A 16,727-nucleotide genomic window follows, 5' to 3' on the forward strand; every position below is an offset into this window, starting at 1 on the left:
GCGGGTTATACACGAGGTCCATCACGTCCGTCGACCGACCGGAGATAAGGGACGAACCACCCCGAGAGGGATGAGAATTCCCCACGGCCACCGACGGCCCTGACCGCCCCGGGCAGCGCCTTCACTGCGCGGCGGAATTGCCCTGCGCGGGCTTTCCGGGCGCGTTGGTCGACCCGGCCTCCGGCGCCGGTCCGGTTTTTCCGTCCGAGGCGTTTCCTGTCCGGCCGTTCCCCTGCTGCCCCTTCGTCGCGCCGCCCGGCTGCCCTGTCTCCTTCTCGGGCTCTCGCGCGAGCAGCGCGGCGCAGTAGTCCGCGACCTTCGACGCGCCCCCGGCGATCGCCTCAAGACGTTCGAAGGAGGTCGCGTCCGCGGCTTTTCCGTTGCCCCGCGCCTCGGTGTACACACGGCAATGGGCGACGAGGTTCTTCCCGTTGCCGGCCCCCGCCGGATGTGAGCCGGGATCCGGGCCGCGCCCCGGCCCACCGCCCTCGCCGCGTGAGGAGGGCGTACCGGACGGCCGCGCGGGCGGATCGTCGGGAGTCGCCGACTCGCTGTGCCCCGGCCGGACCGGCTCCGGTCGGTCCGGTCCACCGCCGAACGGACTCGGCAGCGAACCGGAACCGGCGGCCACCGCGACCCCGCCGATCGTCACCGCGACGGCGAACCCGCCGACCACGGCCCGGACCGAGCGCACACGGCGGCGCCGACGGACCGGTCGCCAGTCGTCACGCGTACGTCTGCGCCACAGTGGGAGTTCGTCGTGCGCACCCTGCTCGCGGGCCGCCCGAAAAGCGTCGAGCGCCCGCCGCTCAGCGGCGGGGTCGACCGCGTCGCCACGCCGCGCGGCTGCGAGCAGCGCGTCCACCTCCGGCGTCAACGGCCCGTCGGGCTCGGGCCGCCGCCGTGATTCCTGTGTCATGTCTCATCTCTCAGCGTACGGCGCCGCCCAGGCGTCACACCGGCCACTGTGCTGGCGGACAGTTCCTCTCCCAGTCTCCGCAGCCCGCGGTAGGCGGACGTGCGTACGGCCCCGGCCCGTTTGCCGAGCACGCGCGCGGTCGCCGGCCCGTCGAGGCCGACCACCACCCGCAGCAGTACGGCCTCGGCCTGCTCCCTGGGCAGCGCGCCGATGAGTTCGAGCGCCCTCTCCGTGGACAGCTTCTCCAGGGCGGCGACAGCCGTGTCCTGATCGCCGGGGAGTTCGAGTACGTCCTGCTCCAGCAGTGAGGTGGCCGGCCGTCGCTTCTGTTTGCGCAGATGGTCCAGGGCCTGGTGGCGTGCGATGGTCGCGGTCCAGCCCCGGAACCCCGCTCCGTCTCCTCGGAAGCGCCCCAGATCACGGGAGATCTCCAGCCAGGCGTCGGACGCCACGTCCTCGGCGTCGTCGCCGACCAACCCCCGTACGTAGCCGAGCAGTCCGGGGTGAACCAGCCGGTACGCCAGAACGAAGGCCTCCTCGTCGCCCCCCTGGGCCTGCTCGACGGCAGCGCCCAGCTCGGCGTCGTACACCTGCCCTTGCCGCTTCTCCCTCGCCCTGGCCACACGTTCCTCTTGGTACCTCGTGCATCGCCGACACCCGTCGACGCGACACAGCTCACCCGGCCCATGGCTCAAGGGCCGGGCCCTCCCGCCTACCTCTGCGTGAGGGCACACGGAAATGTCACAGCGAAGCCCCACAGCGCGCACGGTACGCACAGGTCACACGGTCGCGGTGGCCGCGGTGGCCGCCGTCGCGTTCACGGTCGCCACGGGGCGGCGTTCGCGACCGGGCACGAGAAGGTAGAACCGCTGAATCGATTCCTCGGACCCTACCTCGAACCGATTGACCACCCTTCCCAGCGGGTTCCACACACGACCGTCACTCATCCGGACACCGACCGGCTGCCCGAACGACTGCCGCTGAGCTTCGTCGAATTCCACCCACCGACCGCCGCCCCTGCGCACCATGACCTCACCGAGATACACACCGAGTCCTCGCAACACCGGCTCGATCCGCACGCGTTCCGGCCCGTGACCCGGCGGCCCGTCGCCCCGCAGCCCGTCGATGATCAGGTCGACCAGGCGCAGACTGGCGATGGAGTAGTCGAGCGGCAGCCGGTTCCGCTCCGTCAGCCCGGCGACGAAGCGGGTGACATAGGCCCGCATCTGCCGCGCCACCAGATAATCCCGGAGATCACAGTCCATGTCTGTCCCAGCGACGGCGGACCAGGAAACATCACGAAAATCAGACGTGTCGGTTCTCACGTGATGACCTCCGGAAACACGTACAACTGATGGGCCTCTTCAGGCGTCTGCGAATGTCCCGTCGCGGCACCGCCCGTTCGAAAATAGTGACCTACCCCACACCTCTCTGAGCTGCGTGACGTTTCGATACCCCCTCGCGCTGGGTAGACCGGGCCGCCCTTGTGACGGGCGTGCCTCAAGCGAACTTCTCTCTGAAGGGTGGGGCATTTGAGCCCGCGCACATCGCATGCGTACCGATCGATGAGCCTGAAACGCCGCGCATGGCTGACCGTCGGCGCGGTCCTCATCGGCGGAGCCGGAGTGGTGACGGTCGCCATCGCCAACCCGTCGGAGGACCCTGCCGAACTCAAGCAGCCCCAGGCCCGCCCCGCGAAGCTCCGGTCGGTCGCGCTGAACGGCGGCACGGCCACCGAGCGGCAGTTGCCGACCACGAACGCCGCGCCCTTCTCCCTGGTCGGCATCGGCTGGGACGACGCGACGAAGGTCGACGGCACCGCTCAGGTCCGTACGCGTGCCGTCGACACCGGCGTCTGGTCGCCCTGGCGCGAGTTGGAGGTGTCGGCCGACGGTCCCGACGGGCCGGAGAAGGCAGCCGCGCGACAGGCGACGGAGCCTCTGTGGGTCGGAGCGTCGGACGCCGTGCAGGTGAAGGTCGCCTCGGGAGCGTCGCGTCGCGCGCTGCCGAAGAATCTGAAGCTGCACATGGTCGATCCGGGCGTCAGCAAGGCCGAGGCCCGCAACCCGGCGGCGGCCACCACGGAACCGACCACGGACAACGCGGCGTTCGCGGTGGACGCGACGACGACCCCGTCGCCCTCGGCACCGTCCGATACGGCGGAGACCCCCGGCGCGACGGTCACGCCGACGGACGCCCCGAGCGACACCCCGTCCGAGACAGCGACCGACACCACTGCGCCGACCCCCACTTCCACACCCACCCCGACCGAGACGGAAACGGTCACCCCTGCCCCCGTACCGACCGCGCCTCCGTCGACCGTGAACCGGCCGGCGATCATCGACCGCGCCCAGTGGGGAGCCGATGAGTCACTGGTCGAGGACCCGCCGGAGTACAACGACAAGGTGCAGGCGGTGTACATCCACCACACCGTCGACAGCAACAACTACAGCTGCGGCGAGTCCGCCGCCATGGTCCGCGCGATCATGACGTACCACGTCAAGACCGAAGGCTGGAACGACCTCGGTTACAACTTCCTCGTCGACAAGTGCGGTCAGGTCTTCGAAGGCCGCGCGGGCGGCGCCGACCTGCCGGTCAAGGGCGCCCACACCTACGGCTTCAACTCCTACTCGACCGGCATCGCGCTGCTCGGCAACTTCGAGACCGGCAAGCCGACTTCGGCCGCGCTGCGGTCCGCGGCCCGTGTCACCGCGTGGAAGCTCGGGCAGTACGGTGTCAGCCCCACCGCCAAGGTGACGCTGACCCGCCTCGTCACCAACGCCGACGGCTCCACGTCGCCCGGCGGTGACGTCACGTTCAACACCGTCGCCGGCCACCGTGACGGCTTCAACACCGCCTGCCCCGGCGCGAATCTCTACGCCAAGCTCGGCGCCATCCGCACCTACGCCACCAACGCAACCCGCAACTCGGCGGCTCCCACGGCCGACTTCAACCGCGACGGCATCACCGACCTCGTCGTCGGCCTTCCGAGGGCATCGAGCAGCGCCGGCCGCGTGACCGTACTCGCGGGGACGACCGACGGTCCGAGCACGACCGCGAAGACGACGCTCACCCAGAGCAGCCCCGGAGTGCCCGGAGGCTCGGAGGCCGGGGACCTCTTCGGAACGTCCAACGCCTGGGCCGATGTGAACGGCGACGGTTATGCCGACCTCGTGGTGGGCGCGCCGGGCGAAGACCTCACCCAGGCCGACAACGGCAACCTGGCCGTGATGTACGGCCCCGGCCTGACGACCGGCCGCGGCTACTACGCCACCGAAAGCCTCCGTACCGGCGGCGACAAGCTCGGCACCACCGTCACCGCGGGTGACTTCAACGCCGACGGGAAGGCCGACGTCTTCTCCGTCGCACCGGGCAAGCCGGGCCGCTGGTGGGCCTGGGACGGGAAGACCGGCACCGCGAAGTACGGTTATCTCGGCACCGCCGCGCACACCGGCGCCGCCGCCTACGCCGCCGCGGTGACCGGCGACTTCAACAAGGACGGCTTCGCCGACGTCGCCGTCAACTACCGCGACCCCGCGGGCATCGGGCGTCTGCTCTGGCTGAAGGGTTCCGCCACCGGCCTGGTCAGGGTCGGCATCCTCGACGCGCGCGGCGGGCGCTCCCTGGCCGCGGGCGACATCAACGGCGACGGTGCCACCGACGTGGTCGTGGGCCAGCCCTCCGGTACGGAGTCGGGACACACCGCCAAGGGAGGCGCGGTGACGACCGTCTTCGGATCGGCCACGGGCTTGACCTCCACCGGCCGCAAGACGGTCCACCAGGACACCACGGGCGTTCCGGGCGCCGGTGAGACCGGCGACGACATGGGAGCGTCCGTCTCCGTCGGCGATGTCAACCTCGACGGATACGACGACATCCTCACCGGTGCGCCCGGCGAGGACATCACCCGCGACGGCATCAGCCGGACCAACGCCGGCACGGCCCTCCTGATCCGCGGAAGTTCCACGGGTCCCACCGGCACTGGCGCCGCCGGCTACAGCCAGGACACGACCGGTGTCCCCGGTGTCACGGAATCCAACGACAGACTGGGTTCCGCCGTGTCCCTCACCGATCTCTCCGGCTACACCCGCGCGGACATCGCGATCGGCGCGGACGGTGAGGACGCGGACAACGGCACGGTCCTCCAGATCGACAACACCAGCACGTCCGGTATCAAGCCCTCCACCGGCATCTACTACGGAGTGACGCAGCTGGGGTCCCCGAGCGGTATCCGCATCGGTTCGGCCCTCAGCCCGTAGCCTGCCTGCCGCCTCCCCGTCCCTGGAAGTGGAGCCCTTCGGTGCGGATCCGACGGGCTCCACTTCCCGTGGCTACGTCGCGGGGCCCAGGTCGCCCTCCAGGGTGGTCCGTGGGATCGGGGGGCGGTCCCAGAGCCCGAGCAGCTCGTTGGCGAGGTCCACGACCGGGGCCGGGTGCCGGTCGCCGGCCACCTCGATGAACGCGGCGGCCAGACCACGCGGAACGGCTCCGGCATCGAGGAGGACGCGCCAGTCCTCCGGCCCGAGCCTCAGGAACTCCAGCCGGGTCAGCTCGGCGATCTCCAGCGGATCGGCGAGCGTGCCGGCGCGGGCGCCGAGAGTCCGCAGCCGGGGCAGTCCGACGAGGGGCGCGAGGCTGAACGGTTCACCGTCACACACGCCGATGGACAGGGCCTCCAGGCCGTGATGGGCGGCGGCCCGGACGCTCTTCACGCTTACGTGGTTGACCCAGGCCACGGCCGACGGCTCGTCCCCACGGCGGTTGCCGCGCCGTTCGTCCGGCCGCCTCATCACCAGATCGGTGAGGCTGTCCGCGACGATGTCGGCGCCGACGTTCTCCTCGTGGCTGAGCATGATGATCTGCCCGATGTGCCCGCGCGGGCCCGGGGTCAGGTCGACCGCGATCCGGTCGCCGCCGCCGTTGTCGCCGAAGGCGATCCAGCCGGGCGAGCCGACGATGCCCTGCACCTCGGCGTCGGGCGAGGTCTCGACCGCCTCCATCGCGGCGAACTGCCACAGGCACGGACGGGACGACGCGTCGGCGACGTACAGCCCGTCCAGCGAGAAGACTTCGCAGCCCACGGCATCCTCGACGCGCATCGCCGCGCCGCGGTCGGCACGCGAGTTCCGCCACTTGGCCCGCGTCACCCGGTAGAGCACCTTGAGTTCGTCGGGCAACGGGACGCCGAGGCGTGCTTCCGTGGCGGCGATCTCCTCCTCGGGCGCACCGACGGCATCGGGGATCCGCTCGCGGAGCGTCCGCTCCAGCGCGGCCCGATCCACCGAAGGGGACGGCACCGCCTCCGGCGCCGGATCGGGCAGACGGCGCCAGGGCTCGGGGACGGCGTCCTCGACCAGGACGAGCGAACCGGGATGGGGACCGCCGATGCCGGACTCCACGGCGACGCTGGACCCGAAGAGATCGAGCACGGTCCTCCCGCTCGGCGCGATCCGCGCCGCGAACGAGATGCTGCCGGAGCCGGCGTCGGCGAGCGCGCTCCGCACCCGCTCCACCGCGTCCAACTCGTCCCGTATGTCCTCGGTCCGGGCGGCCTGCCCCGGCGACGGAATCCGCCGCGGCAACGGCAGGCTCCAGCCATTCCCGATGCGACCCGACACATGGCCGCCCGGCACGGCCAGGCTCCTCGCGTTGGCGGCACGCAAGAGCCGCAACACGGGCTCCCAGGTGGCGAAGTCATCTATCGAGGGCAACGGTGGCCTCCAGTCGTTCCGTTGGTCATGACCGGGACCCGTGGTCCCCATCCGGCCCCGGAAATGGCCGAAGGCCGGTTTCGGATTACTCCGAAACCGGCCCTGACCTGCGACTTCGTAAAGTCGGGACGACAGGATTTGAACCTGCGACCCCTTGACCCCCAGTCAAGTGCGCTACCAAGCTGCGCCACGTCCCGATGCCCGCCTGACCTGGGGTTTCCCCCGGCCGAACGCGCATGAGAACAATACCGCACTCCGACCGGTGGTCACGAACCGCTTTTTTCCGTTCTGCACCCTCGGGCGCCCACTTGACCTCAAGTTAAGTTGAGGTAGCACGGTGGTCCGTATGACGACATCGACACGGACTCCGACCACGCCCGCGACACCCTCGTACGGCTACCGGGACCTCGACCGGCTGCTGTCCCTGATGACCGGCGACGAGAAGCACGGATCGGCCGCCACATCCACCCTCGACGCGCTCTGGGTGCTCTACGACCGCGTCCTGAACGTCTCCCCCACCACCGCCGACGACCCGGCGCGCGACCGTTTCCTGCTGTCGAAGGGGCACGGGCCGATGGCGTACTACGCCGTCCTCGCCGCCAAGGGCTTCTTCCCCGAGTCGCTGCTCCCCGGCTTCGGCTCGTACGACTCCCCGCTCGGCCACCACCCCGACCGGCTGCTCGTGCCGGGGGCCGAGATCGGCAGCGGGTCGCTCGGGCACGGGCTGCCGCTCGCCGTCGGGAGCGCGCTCGGGCTGCGGGCGCAGGGGCGTACCGGCTCCAAGGTCTGGGTGCTCATCGGGGACGGCGAGCTGGACGAGGGCAGCAACCACGAGGCCATCGGCTACGCGGGCCCCGCCGGACTCGACCAGCTGCACACGCTCGTCATCGACAACTCGTCGGCCGCGCACGGCTGGCCCGGCGGCATCGCCTCCCGCTTCACAGCGGCGGGCTGGTCGGCCGTGACCGTCGACGGGCGGGACCACGAGGCGCTGTACGAGGCATTCACCGCGCCCCATCCCGGCCAGGCCAGGGCGGTCGTCGCCCGCGTCGAATCCCGGTCGTGACCACCACCACCGGCCGTGACCACCACCCACTCGGAGGTTTTCTGATGGACACCATGCGTGAGCGCTTCGTCTCGGCCACGTCCCGGCTGCTGGACGAGGACCCGCGCCTCGCCGTCGTACTCGCCGTGATCGGCCACGAGAGCTTCCGGGAGGTGGAACGACGTCATCCGCACCGGGTGATCGACGTCGGGATCCGCGAACAGCTGCTCGTCGGCGCGGGCGGCGGGATCGCCCTCACCGGGATGCGGCCGATCGTGCACACCTTCGCGAGCTTCCTGGTGGAGCGCCCGTTCGAGCAGGTGAAACTGGACTTCGGGCACCAGGGCGTGGGCGGCGTGCTGGTCAGCGCAGGAGCGTCGTACGACTGGCCGTCCGGCGGCTTCACCCATATGTCGCCGGGCGATGTGGCGCTCCTCGACACGCTCGACGGCTGGACGGTGCATGTGCCGGGGCACCCCGACGAGGCCGAGGCGCTGCTGCGGCACGCCGCGAAGGGCGACGACCGGGTGTACGTACGGCTGTCGCTGCAGACCAACGCGCGGGCGCTGCCGGTCACCGGCTCCGGCTTTCTGACCGTCCGCGAGGGGAACCACGGTGCGGTGGTCGCCGTGGGGCCGATGCTGGACAACGTGCTCGCGGCGACGGAAGGGCTCGACACGACGGTGCTGTACGCGACGACCGTCCGCCCCTTCGACAGTGCCGCGCTGCGCCGGGCGGTCGGGGAGAAGGGCGCCGCCGAGGCGGTGATCGTGGAGCCGTATCTCGCCGGGACGTCGACGGCGGCGGCCGACGAGGCACTGGTGCATGTGCCGCACCGGGTGCTCGGGCTGGGCGTGGGGCGGCGCGAGCTGCGCAAGTACGGGGAGATGGACGAACATCTCACGGCGCACGGCCTGGACCCGCGGTCGCTGCGCGCACGGATCTCCGGCTTTCTGACGGGGGGTTCGTGACCGACGGCAGGGACCGAACGCGGGGACCGGCACAGGGGCCGACGCAGGGACCGACGCTGAGGACTGCCCCGGGGACCGACCGACCACGGCGTCACCAACTGCCATACCACAGTGGACGCTTCCAACCCATTGACCCCCTGGAAGCGGGGAACCTACGCTGTGCGGCGTACTTCAGAAAGCGCTTTCTTCCCATTCGTAGCCGCCACCTGCACCGGGAGCGCCCGTGAGTAGCCGTCCACCAGACCGATCCCCTCTGCGCACCGGCCGACCGCGGAGGAGGGCCCTGACGCCCTTCACCGTCGTCCTGGCACTGCTCGCTCTCGTGCTCGGACTCGGGGTCGCCTCGCCCCCTCCCGCGGACGCCGCGCCGTTCCGTGTCCTGGTCTTCTCCAAGGTCACCAACTTCGAGCACGACTCGATCCCGGCCGGGATCGAGGGAATCAAGAAGCTCGGCGCGGAGAACGGCTTCGAGGTGGAGGCCTCCGACGACGCCGCCGTCTTCACCGACAGCAACCTCGCGCGCTTCCAGGCGATCGTCTTCAACAACACCAACTCCACGCCGGAGTCGGGCGATCTGCTGGACGCGCCGCAGCGTGCCGCGCTCCAGAAGTTCATCCGTGCGGGCGGCGGCTGGGTGGGGCTGCACGCCGCGTCCGCGAGCGAGCGCGACTGGGACTGGTACGAGGGGCTGACGGGCGCCATCTTCGACAAGCACCCCGCGATCCAGAAGGGCCGCGTCAAGGTGCTCGACCAGGCGCACCCCTCCACCAAGGGACTTCCGGAGCTCTGGGAGCGTACGGAGGAGTGGTACAACTGGCGCACCAATCCGACCGGCAAGGTGCACACGCTCGCGCAGATCAAGGTGAACGACGGTATCGACGGGCTCGACGAGGGTGTCGACCACCCGTGGTCCTGGTGCCAGAACTACGACGGCGGACGCTCCTGGTTCACCGCCGGCGGCCATGACTCGTCCTCCTTCGAGGAGGAGAACTTCCGCAAGCACCTGCTCGGCGGCATCCAGTGGGCGGCCGGCAACAAGCCCGGTGACTGTTCCGCGAGCAAGACCGGGTCCTTCAAGCGTACGCAGCTGGCGACCGACCTCTCCGACCCGTACGAGCTGGCCGTGACTCCCGACCGCCGGGTGATCTACATCCAGCGCACCGGCAAGCTCCAGGTCCTCGACCAGTCGACGCTGGAGACCACCACGGCGCTGGACTTCGAGTACAGCCGCAAGATGACCGAGCAGTCGGACGGGCTGATCGGGCTGACGCTCGATCCGGACTTCGCGACGAACAACTGGCTCTATCTCCTGCATTCCGACAAGGAGAAGAAGCAGGTGAACCTGTCGCGCTACACGCTGACGGGGAACACCGTGGACCCGGCGTCCGAGAAGCTTCTGCTGGAGATCCCGACCGACCGGGACCAGGACCGCGCCAATGTGCACATGGCCGGCTCGCTCGCCTTCGACAAGGACGGCGACCTGTACATCGCGACCGGCGACAACACCGACCCGTTCGTCTCGGACAACTTCACGCCGATCGACGAACGTCCGGGCCGGCAGGTCTTCGACGCGCAGCGCACCTCGGCCAACACCAACGACCTGCGCGGCAAGGTCCTGCGGATCACCCCGAAGGACGACGGGACGTACTCCGTCCCCGAGGGGAACCTCTTCGCACCGGGCACGGAGAAGACCCGTCCCGAGGTGTACGCGATGGGGCTGCGCAACGCCTTCCGTATCACCACGGATCCGAAGGACGGCGCGCTGCTGATCGGCGACTACGGACCCGACTCGCGGGCGGCGGACCCCAACCGCGGCCCGGAGGGCACGGTCGAGTTCAACCGGCTCCCGAAGGCGGCGAACCTGGGCTGGCCGTACTGCATCGGCGCCAACGTCCCGTTCAACGACTACGACTTCGCGACCAAGGTCTCGGGGGCGAAGTTCGACTGCGCCCAGCCGGTCAACGAGTCGCCGAACAACACAGGGCTGCGTGAACTGCCCCCGTCCAAGGCCGCGACCGTCCCGTACCAGTACTCCGGCTCGCCCCTCTTCCCCGAGGTCGGCGGCGGCGGTGCGCCGATGAGCGGTCCCGTCTACGACTACGACCCGGACAACACGTCGCCGACCAAGTTCCCGGAGTACTTCGACGCGAAGTGGTTCAACTACGAGCTGGGCAAGAACTGGTTCAAGACGTTCTCGATCCAGCAGAAGGACCAGTCGTTCACCGATCCGCGCTTCCCGCCGGCCAAGGCGGGGGACATCCAGTCGATCAACAACATCTTCACCGACATGAAGTGGAACCAGCTGTTCGAGGCCGCTTTCGGGCCGGACGGCTCCCTGTACGTGATCGACTTCGGGCTGGGCTCGGGTGAGGGCCGCACCGGCGTGATCAACCAGGGCACCGGCATCTACCGCATCGACTACGTCGGTGACGGCGAGTTGCCCACCGCCAAGATCACCGCGACGTCGGACACGGGACCGGGGCCGCGGAGCGTGAAGTTCTCCAGTGCGGGTTCCGGGTTGTCGGGTGGCGGGGCGGTGACGTACGCCTGGGACTTCGACGGGGACGGCACTGTCGACTCCACGAAGGCGAACCCGACTCATATCTACACCGACAACGGTGTCTTCACCGCGCGGCTGACGGTCACCGGTCCGGACAAGCTCTCGGCTCAGGCCTCGCGGGAGATCACCGTGGGCAACACGCGGCCCGTGCTGGCGGTCCAACAGTCCCCGGACGGCGGCATGTTCAGCCTCGGCGACACCGTTCCCTTCAAGGTGAAGGTCACCGACCGCGAGGACGGTGAGACCGCGCCGATCGACTGCGAGCGCGTCACCGTCGAGGCGCGGCTCGGTCACGGGACCACGCTGCACCCCGTGCAGTCCACGAAGGGCTGCGAGGGTGAGTTCACCGTCCCGGCGACCGACGAGCACGCGAACCAGGACCTGTTCTTCCGCGTCACGGCCAGCTACAAGGACGACGGCGGCGACGACCCGGCTGTTCCCGCGCTGACGGGGACGGCCACGTCGAATCTCAAGGCCTCCTACCGCGAGGGCGAGTTCTTCAGCGAGACGGGAGGCGAGAACGGCGGTGTCACGGTGGGCGCCCGCGCCGAGGCGTCCGGCGGCAAGCGCGTCATCGAGGTCGAGCACGGTGACTGGGTGGCGTACGACCCGGTGAATCTCACCGGAGTCCAGTCGGTCACCGTGGGCGCGTCCTCGGGCGGTACAGGTGGCACGATCGAGTTCCGCAACGGCTCCCCGACCGGCCCGCTGATGGGCTCGGTCACCGTCCCGAACACCGGCGCCTGGACGAACTTCATCTCGCCGACGACACACCTCAGGCCGGTCGGCGGCACGGTGAAGATGTACGCGGTCTTCAGCAATCCGGACTGGCAGCCGGACGGACAGGACGTGCTGTCTCTCGACTGGCTGCACTTCAACGGCCGCGGAGTGGAACGCAAGCCGGGCACGAGCGTCACCGTCGCCACGTCGGTGGAGGAGGGCGCGGCGCCGCTGGCCACGAAGCTGACCGGCACGGTGAAGCTCGCCGAGGGCCGGACCGTCGCCTCGTACCGCTGGAACTTCGGCGACAACACGCAGCCCACGGGTGAGCAGGGCGCGAACGCGACCCACACCTACGCCCGGCCGGGCGCCTACACGGCGCATCTCACGGTCACCGACGACAAGGGCGACACGACGACCGGCGCCGTCGAGATCAACGCGAAGTGAGTCCACGGAGCACCGGATCAACGCGAGCCGCATTCAAGCGAGTTGAACGAGCCGAGAGAAGAGGTCACGTGAAGGGCACACGAAGAGCGTTCCTGGGTACGGCGGCGGCAGGGCTGGCCGCGGTCGGACTGGCGTCGACGGCGACGACCGCCCGTGCGACGGAGTCCGGCCGGCACCACGACCCGCACAGCCGGCGGCGCATCCCGCGCGGGGGCATCGGCATGCACCTCTACACGATGCGGTCCGTCCTGCAGACGGACTTCGAGGGGACGCTGGGGCAACTGGCGGACATCGGTTACGCGACGGTCGGCGTCAGCGGGCGGTTCGGCCGCAACGCCACCCAGATCCGCGAGGTGTTGGACGACGTCGGCCTCAAGGCGGTTCTGGAGCACGTCGCTTACACCACGGTGGCGGGCACCGGCCTCCAGCAGGCCATCGCGGACGTCCACACGCTGGGCGGCAAGTGGGTCGTCGTACCGAGCCTGCCGGGCGCGATGCACACCCCGGCGGGCTACCGCGAGGCGGCGGCGGCGATGAACAGGGCGGGCCGCTTGGCGCGCGAGTCGGGTCTCGGCCCGGTGCTCTTCCACAACCACGACGCGGACCACAAGGTGGTCGACGGCGAGGTCCTGTACGACATCCTGCTCAACGAGACCGACCCCGAGTACGTGGGGTTCGAGCTGGACCTCTACTGGGCCGCGAAGGGCGGGGCCGATCCGCGCCGCCTGTTCGCGGAGGAGGGCCCGCGCTTCCCGGCGCTGCACGTCAAGGACATGGCCCCGAACGGCGACTTCGCCGATGTCGGCTCGGGCGTCCTGGACTTCGCGGAGATGTTCGAGACGGCGCACCGTGGCGGCGTACGGCAGTGGCTGGTCGAGCACGACTCGCCGGTGGACCCGATCGCCACGGCGCTCAACAGCTACCGCCATCTGTCGCGGCTCCGGTACTGACGCAACCCGTACAGCACCGCACCCCCCGACGGGCCTCACGGCCGGTCGGGGGGTTTTGTGTTCAGCCCTTGACGGCGGAGCCGGCGACGCCCTGGACGAACCAGCGTTGGAAGAAGGCGAAGACCACCAGGACGGGCAGGACCAGGAGGACGCCGAAGGCGAGGATCTGGCCCCAGTCCGGGGGCTGTTGGCCCTGGAAGACACTCATCTCCAGCGGCAGCGGACGGACGGACGGATCGGAGACCATCAGCACCGGCCACAGGAACGAGCCCCACTGGATGAGGAAGGTCAGGATCGCCACGGAGGCGAAGGCCGGTTTCGACATGGGGACGATGATCGCGAAGAAGGTGCGCCACGGGCCCGCGCCGTCGATACGGGCGGCTTCCTCGATGCTCGGCGGGATCGAACGGAAGAACGTGTGGAACTGGTAGACCGAGAAGGCGTTGGCGATGAACGGGAGCGCCAGGATGAAGAGGGTGTTGCGCTGGTCGTTGAACATGTAGAAGAGCGGCACGGCCACCGACTCGAACGGGACCAGCATCAGCAGCAGGATGAGGGTGAAGACTGCTTCCCGGCCGCGCCACTTCAGCCGTGACAGCCCGTACGCCGCCATCGAGTTGACGAACAGACCCCCCGTCACCACGACGAACGCCAGCAGCAGTGAGACGCCCATGAAGCGCCAGAAGTAGCCGGTGCTGTCGGAGTTGAGGCTGTCGAGGACGGCGGAGTAGTTGTCGAAGGACAGGTTGGTCGGGAGGAAGCCGGAGAGGCCGTTGAGGACCTCGTCGGACGGCTTGAGGCTGCCCAGGAACAGGTAGATCACGGGCAGTACGAAGATGAAGGCGAGCACGCCGAGTACGGCGTAGTCCATGAAGCGGCGCAGGGGCGTGCGGATCGTGCCCATGGGTCAGTCCTCGTTTCCGGGCCGGACGGCGCGGCGCTGGATGAGCGTCAGGACGACGACGATCAGGAAGAAGACGACGGTGATCGCGGACGCCTGGCCGATGTTGTTCTGGTCGAAGGCGGTGGTGACGGCCTGGTACATCACGGTGCGGGTGGCGTCCTCGTCGAGGCCGCCACCGCGGACGAGGACGTAGACCTGGTCGAAGACCCGGAAGGAGAGCACCGAGGTGAGCATGGCGACGAAGACGAGGGTGCCGCGGATGCCGGGCAGGGTGACGTGGCGGAACTGCTGCCAGCGGGTGGCGCGGTCGAGCCGGGCGGCCTCGTAGAGCTCACCCGGGATCTGCTGGAGTCCGGCGAGGAGGATGACCATCTGGAAGCCGACGCCCTGCCAGATGGACAGCACGATGATCGAGCCCATGGCGGTGGCACCGTCGCCGAGCCAGTCGAAGGCGCCCCAGTTGCCGAAACTCACCGCGTCCAGCGCGGAGTTGAGCATGCCTTGGTCGCTGCGGGCGAGGATGAGGCGCCAGATCACCGCGACCAGCGCCATCGGGAAGACGACCGGCATGAAGAACAGGGACCGGAAGAGGCCGATGGCCTTGAGCTTGCGGTTGAGCAGGATCGCCAGCCCGAGTGCCAGAGCCGTCTGCACGGGTACGACGACCACGGCGAAGGTCAGGTTGTTCCGCAGCGCCCGCAGGAACGGGCCGGCCAGGTCCGGGTCTGTGAACAGCCGCCGGTACTGCTCGATCCCGAACCAGGTCGGTTCCAGCGGGGAGCCGAGGCGGACGTTGTAGAAGGAGAGCACCACGGCGTAGCCGAACGGCACACCGACGAAGACGACGAGTCCGACGACGGCGGGGGCGGACATGAGCAGTCCGTGCGGCCAGTCGCGGTTCTCGCGGCCCGTTCGCGCTGATCGCGTCGACCGCGCGGGCTTCTCGGATGTCACGGATCCGGATGTCACGGACGGGGCCTGCTCCGGGCCGGGCGGCGCGGCGTGCGCGGGTTCCACGGATTTCACGGGAGGGTCCTGTTCCCGGCGGGGGCGGACGCGCCGTGCGCGGGCCCGCAACCGGCCGATGGGTCCTACGGGATCTGGTAGCCGGCGTTGTCGGAGAAGTCCTGGTTGATGGCGCGGGCGGCCTTTTCCAGGGCGCTCTTGGGGTCGGCGCCGCCGTAGATGGAGTTCAGGGCCTCGCTGAACTTCGACGTGATCACGGGGTATCCGGCGGTCACCGGGCGGGTGACGGCGACGCAGGACTTGGTGATGTCGCTGTCGCCGCAGGGCTTGGCGAGCTGGTCGGCGAAGAGCTGGAGCGGGCCGCCCTGCTGGTAGAGGGTGCTCTTGGCGAGCGCGGTCCTGGTGGCGGGCACGGCCCCGTTGGCGGTCGTCATGGCGGTGACGTTGGCGTCGTCCAGGAGGGTGTCCAGGAACGTGCCGGCGGCCTTGGCGTTCTTGGTGTCGGCGCCGATGCCCCAGGCCCAGGAGCCCTGGCCGGTCTTGGGGCCGTTGCCGAAGTCGGGCAGCGGCAGCACGACGAGGTCGTCGCCGAGGGCGTCGCTGTAGGCGGGGTACATCCAGTGGCCGACCCAGCTCAGCGCGACGCGGCCGTTGGCGAAGGCGTTGCCGTCGGTGTTGGGGTCGACGTAGGTCTTCCAGGACTGGAACGTCTTCAGGGCCGAGACCACGGCCGGGGTGTCGAGGGCGCCTTCCGCCTTGCCGTCCTTGAGGAGGGAGCCGCCGGCGGACCAGACGATCGGGGCGAAGCCGTAGGTTCCCCACTCGTTGGCGTAGCCGCCGGCCTCCTGGAGGTCGAGGGTCTTGCCGTCGGGGTCCTTGGCCTTCAGTGCCTTGAGCGCGGCGGTGAACTGAGCCGCCGTCCAGCCGTCGGACAGGCCCTTGGGGTACGTCACGCCGGCCGCGTCGAGCAGCTTCTTGTTCCCGTAGATCCCCAGACCGGAGTCGAACATGCCCAGGCCGTAGTGCTTGCCGTCGACCTGGCCCTGCGCCTTGCTCGCGTCGGTGGCGTTGCCCATGGTCTTGGCGGAGACGTACGTGTCGATCGGGGCGAGCTTCTTGTTGTAGACGAAGTTCGCCATGGTCGGACCGTCGAACTCCATTACGTCCGGCAGCTCGGCGGCGTCGGTGGCCGTGATGGTCTTGGTGTAGTCGGCCTCGGGTATCAGTTTCAGGTCGACCTTGACCTTGTTCTGCGAGGAGTTGAAGGACTTCACCGCGTTCTGCAGAGCGCTGACCTCGCTCTTCTGACCCTGGTGGGCCCAGACACTGATGGTGCCCTTGCCGCTCCCGGCCTCGGCGGAGGCGTCCGTACCGCCGCCCGAGCCGCAGGCGGCCAGCGCCACCAGGGGAGCCAGGGCCAGGCCCGTACGGACGGTGCGGCGGTAATCTCTGCTGGTTGAGCTCATGACTGTGCCTCCGTGCTCTGGCGAGGGATTCGGGTGCTGACGTGCTTTCCGGGCATGGGGGTACCGGG

Annotated in this window: 12 protein-coding genes and 1 tRNA gene; 5 read left to right on the forward strand and 8 right to left on the reverse strand. The window is 69.6% G+C overall.

All coding sequences use genetic code 11. The features are described from left to right. Positions 1–121 precede the first annotated feature (121 nt). The 3 genes from ACIBLA_RS06320 to ACIBLA_RS06330 form a co-directional block, all read right to left on the reverse strand. A complete protein-coding gene (locus ACIBLA_RS06320) occupies positions 122–919 on the reverse strand; it encodes a hypothetical protein (RefSeq protein ID WP_399197918.1) in 798 nt (265 codons plus the stop codon). Continuing rightward, positions 916–1,542 carry an RNA polymerase sigma factor gene (locus ACIBLA_RS06325; RefSeq protein WP_363240712.1) on the reverse strand — a complete coding sequence of 209 codons (627 nt, stop codon included), beginning with the start codon at positions 1,540–1,542 and terminating at the stop codon, positions 916–918. Before ACIBLA_RS06325 ends, ACIBLA_RS06320 begins: the two co-directional genes overlap by 4 nt. A 156-nt stretch (positions 1,543–1,698) precedes the next feature. Continuing rightward, a complete protein-coding gene (locus ACIBLA_RS06330; RefSeq protein ID WP_399197919.1) occupies positions 1,699–2,184 on the reverse strand; it encodes a hypothetical protein in 486 nt (161 codons plus the stop codon). A 300-nt stretch (positions 2,185–2,484) separates the two neighbouring features. Between ACIBLA_RS06330 and ACIBLA_RS06335 the strand changes: the two genes are divergently transcribed. Next, positions 2,485–5,178: an FG-GAP-like repeat-containing protein gene (locus ACIBLA_RS06335; RefSeq protein WP_399197920.1), complete on the forward strand. Its 2,694-nt coding sequence runs from the start codon at positions 2,485–2,487 to the stop codon at positions 5,176–5,178. Between the two features lie 72 nt (positions 5,179–5,250). Here ACIBLA_RS06335 and ACIBLA_RS06340 read toward each other — a convergent pair whose 3' ends face one another. Both ACIBLA_RS06340 and ACIBLA_RS06345 read right to left on the reverse strand, forming a co-directional pair. Next, positions 5,251–6,630 carry an SMI1/KNR4 family protein gene (locus ACIBLA_RS06340; protein WP_399197921.1) on the reverse strand — a complete coding sequence of 460 codons (1,380 nt, stop codon included), beginning with the start codon at positions 6,628–6,630 and terminating at the stop codon, positions 5,251–5,253. A gap of 123 nt (positions 6,631–6,753) precedes the next feature. After that, positions 6,754–6,827, reverse strand: a tRNA-Pro gene (locus tag ACIBLA_RS06345). A gap of 149 nt (positions 6,828–6,976) precedes the next feature. Here ACIBLA_RS06345 and ACIBLA_RS06350 point away from each other — a divergent pair. From ACIBLA_RS06350 to ACIBLA_RS06365, 4 genes are all read left to right on the forward strand, one after another. Next, complete coding sequence (locus ACIBLA_RS06350) at positions 6,977–7,696, forward strand: transketolase (protein WP_363240708.1); 720 nt, start codon at positions 6,977–6,979, stop codon at positions 7,694–7,696. Between the two features lie 44 nt (positions 7,697–7,740). After that, positions 7,741–8,646, forward strand: coding sequence for a transketolase family protein (locus ACIBLA_RS06355; RefSeq protein ID WP_399197947.1), 906 nt, complete (start codon positions 7,741–7,743; stop codon positions 8,644–8,646). Positions 8,647–8,869: 223 nt separating this feature from the next. Beyond that, complete coding sequence (locus ACIBLA_RS06360; protein WP_399197922.1) at positions 8,870–12,373, forward strand: ThuA domain-containing protein; 3,504 nt, start codon at positions 8,870–8,872, stop codon at positions 12,371–12,373. 68 nt (positions 12,374–12,441) lie between these two features. Next, positions 12,442–13,323, forward strand: a complete 882-nt coding sequence (locus ACIBLA_RS06365; protein ID WP_399197923.1) for a sugar phosphate isomerase/epimerase family protein — start codon at positions 12,442–12,444, stop codon at positions 13,321–13,323. A gap of 61 nt (positions 13,324–13,384) precedes the next feature. Here ACIBLA_RS06365 and ACIBLA_RS06370 read toward each other — a convergent pair whose 3' ends face one another. The 3 genes from ACIBLA_RS06370 to ACIBLA_RS06380 all read right to left on the reverse strand — a co-directional run bounded on the left by ACIBLA_RS06370 (position 13,385) and on the right by ACIBLA_RS06380 (position 16,659). Beyond that, complete coding sequence (locus tag ACIBLA_RS06370; protein ID WP_363240706.1) at positions 13,385–14,227, reverse strand: carbohydrate ABC transporter permease; 843 nt, start codon at positions 14,225–14,227, stop codon at positions 13,385–13,387. 3 nt (positions 14,228–14,230) lie between these two features. Continuing rightward, complete coding sequence (locus tag ACIBLA_RS06375; RefSeq protein ID WP_399197924.1) at positions 14,231–15,253, reverse strand: carbohydrate ABC transporter permease; 1,023 nt, start codon at positions 15,251–15,253, stop codon at positions 14,231–14,233. A gap of 65 nt (positions 15,254–15,318) precedes the next feature. After that, complete coding sequence (locus tag ACIBLA_RS06380; protein ID WP_399197925.1) at positions 15,319–16,659, reverse strand: ABC transporter substrate-binding protein; 1,341 nt, start codon at positions 16,657–16,659, stop codon at positions 15,319–15,321. Between the last annotated feature and the right edge of the window lie 68 nt (positions 16,660–16,727).

The sequence above is a fragment of the Streptomyces sp. NPDC050433 genome (assembly GCF_044458565.1).
Lineage (GTDB): Bacteria > Actinomycetota > Actinomycetes > Streptomycetales > Streptomycetaceae > Streptomyces.

Excerpts from the sequence above, each read along its gene's own strand:
- ACIBLA_RS06320 (WP_399197918.1), bottom strand. The coding sequence starts at position 919 with ATGACACAGGAATCACGGCGGCGGCCCGAGCCCGACGGGCCGTTGACG.
- ACIBLA_RS06330 (WP_399197919.1), bottom strand. The coding sequence starts at position 2,184 with ATGGACTGTGATCTCCGGGATTATCTGGTGGCGCGGCAGATGCGGGCC.
- ACIBLA_RS06335 (WP_399197920.1), top strand. The coding sequence starts at position 2,485 with ATGAGCCTGAAACGCCGCGCATGGCTGACCGTCGGCGCGGTCCTCATC.
- ACIBLA_RS06350 (WP_363240708.1), top strand. The coding sequence starts at position 6,977 with ATGACGACATCGACACGGACTCCGACCACGCCCGCGACACCCTCGTAC.
- ACIBLA_RS06355 (WP_399197947.1), top strand. The coding sequence starts at position 7,741 with ATGGACACCATGCGTGAGCGCTTCGTCTCGGCCACGTCCCGGCTGCTG.
- ACIBLA_RS06370 (WP_363240706.1), bottom strand. The coding sequence starts at position 14,227 with ATGGGCACGATCCGCACGCCCCTGCGCCGCTTCATGGACTACGCCGTA.
- ACIBLA_RS06380 (WP_399197925.1), bottom strand. The coding sequence starts at position 16,659 with ATGAGCTCAACCAGCAGAGATTACCGCCGCACCGTCCGTACGGGCCTG.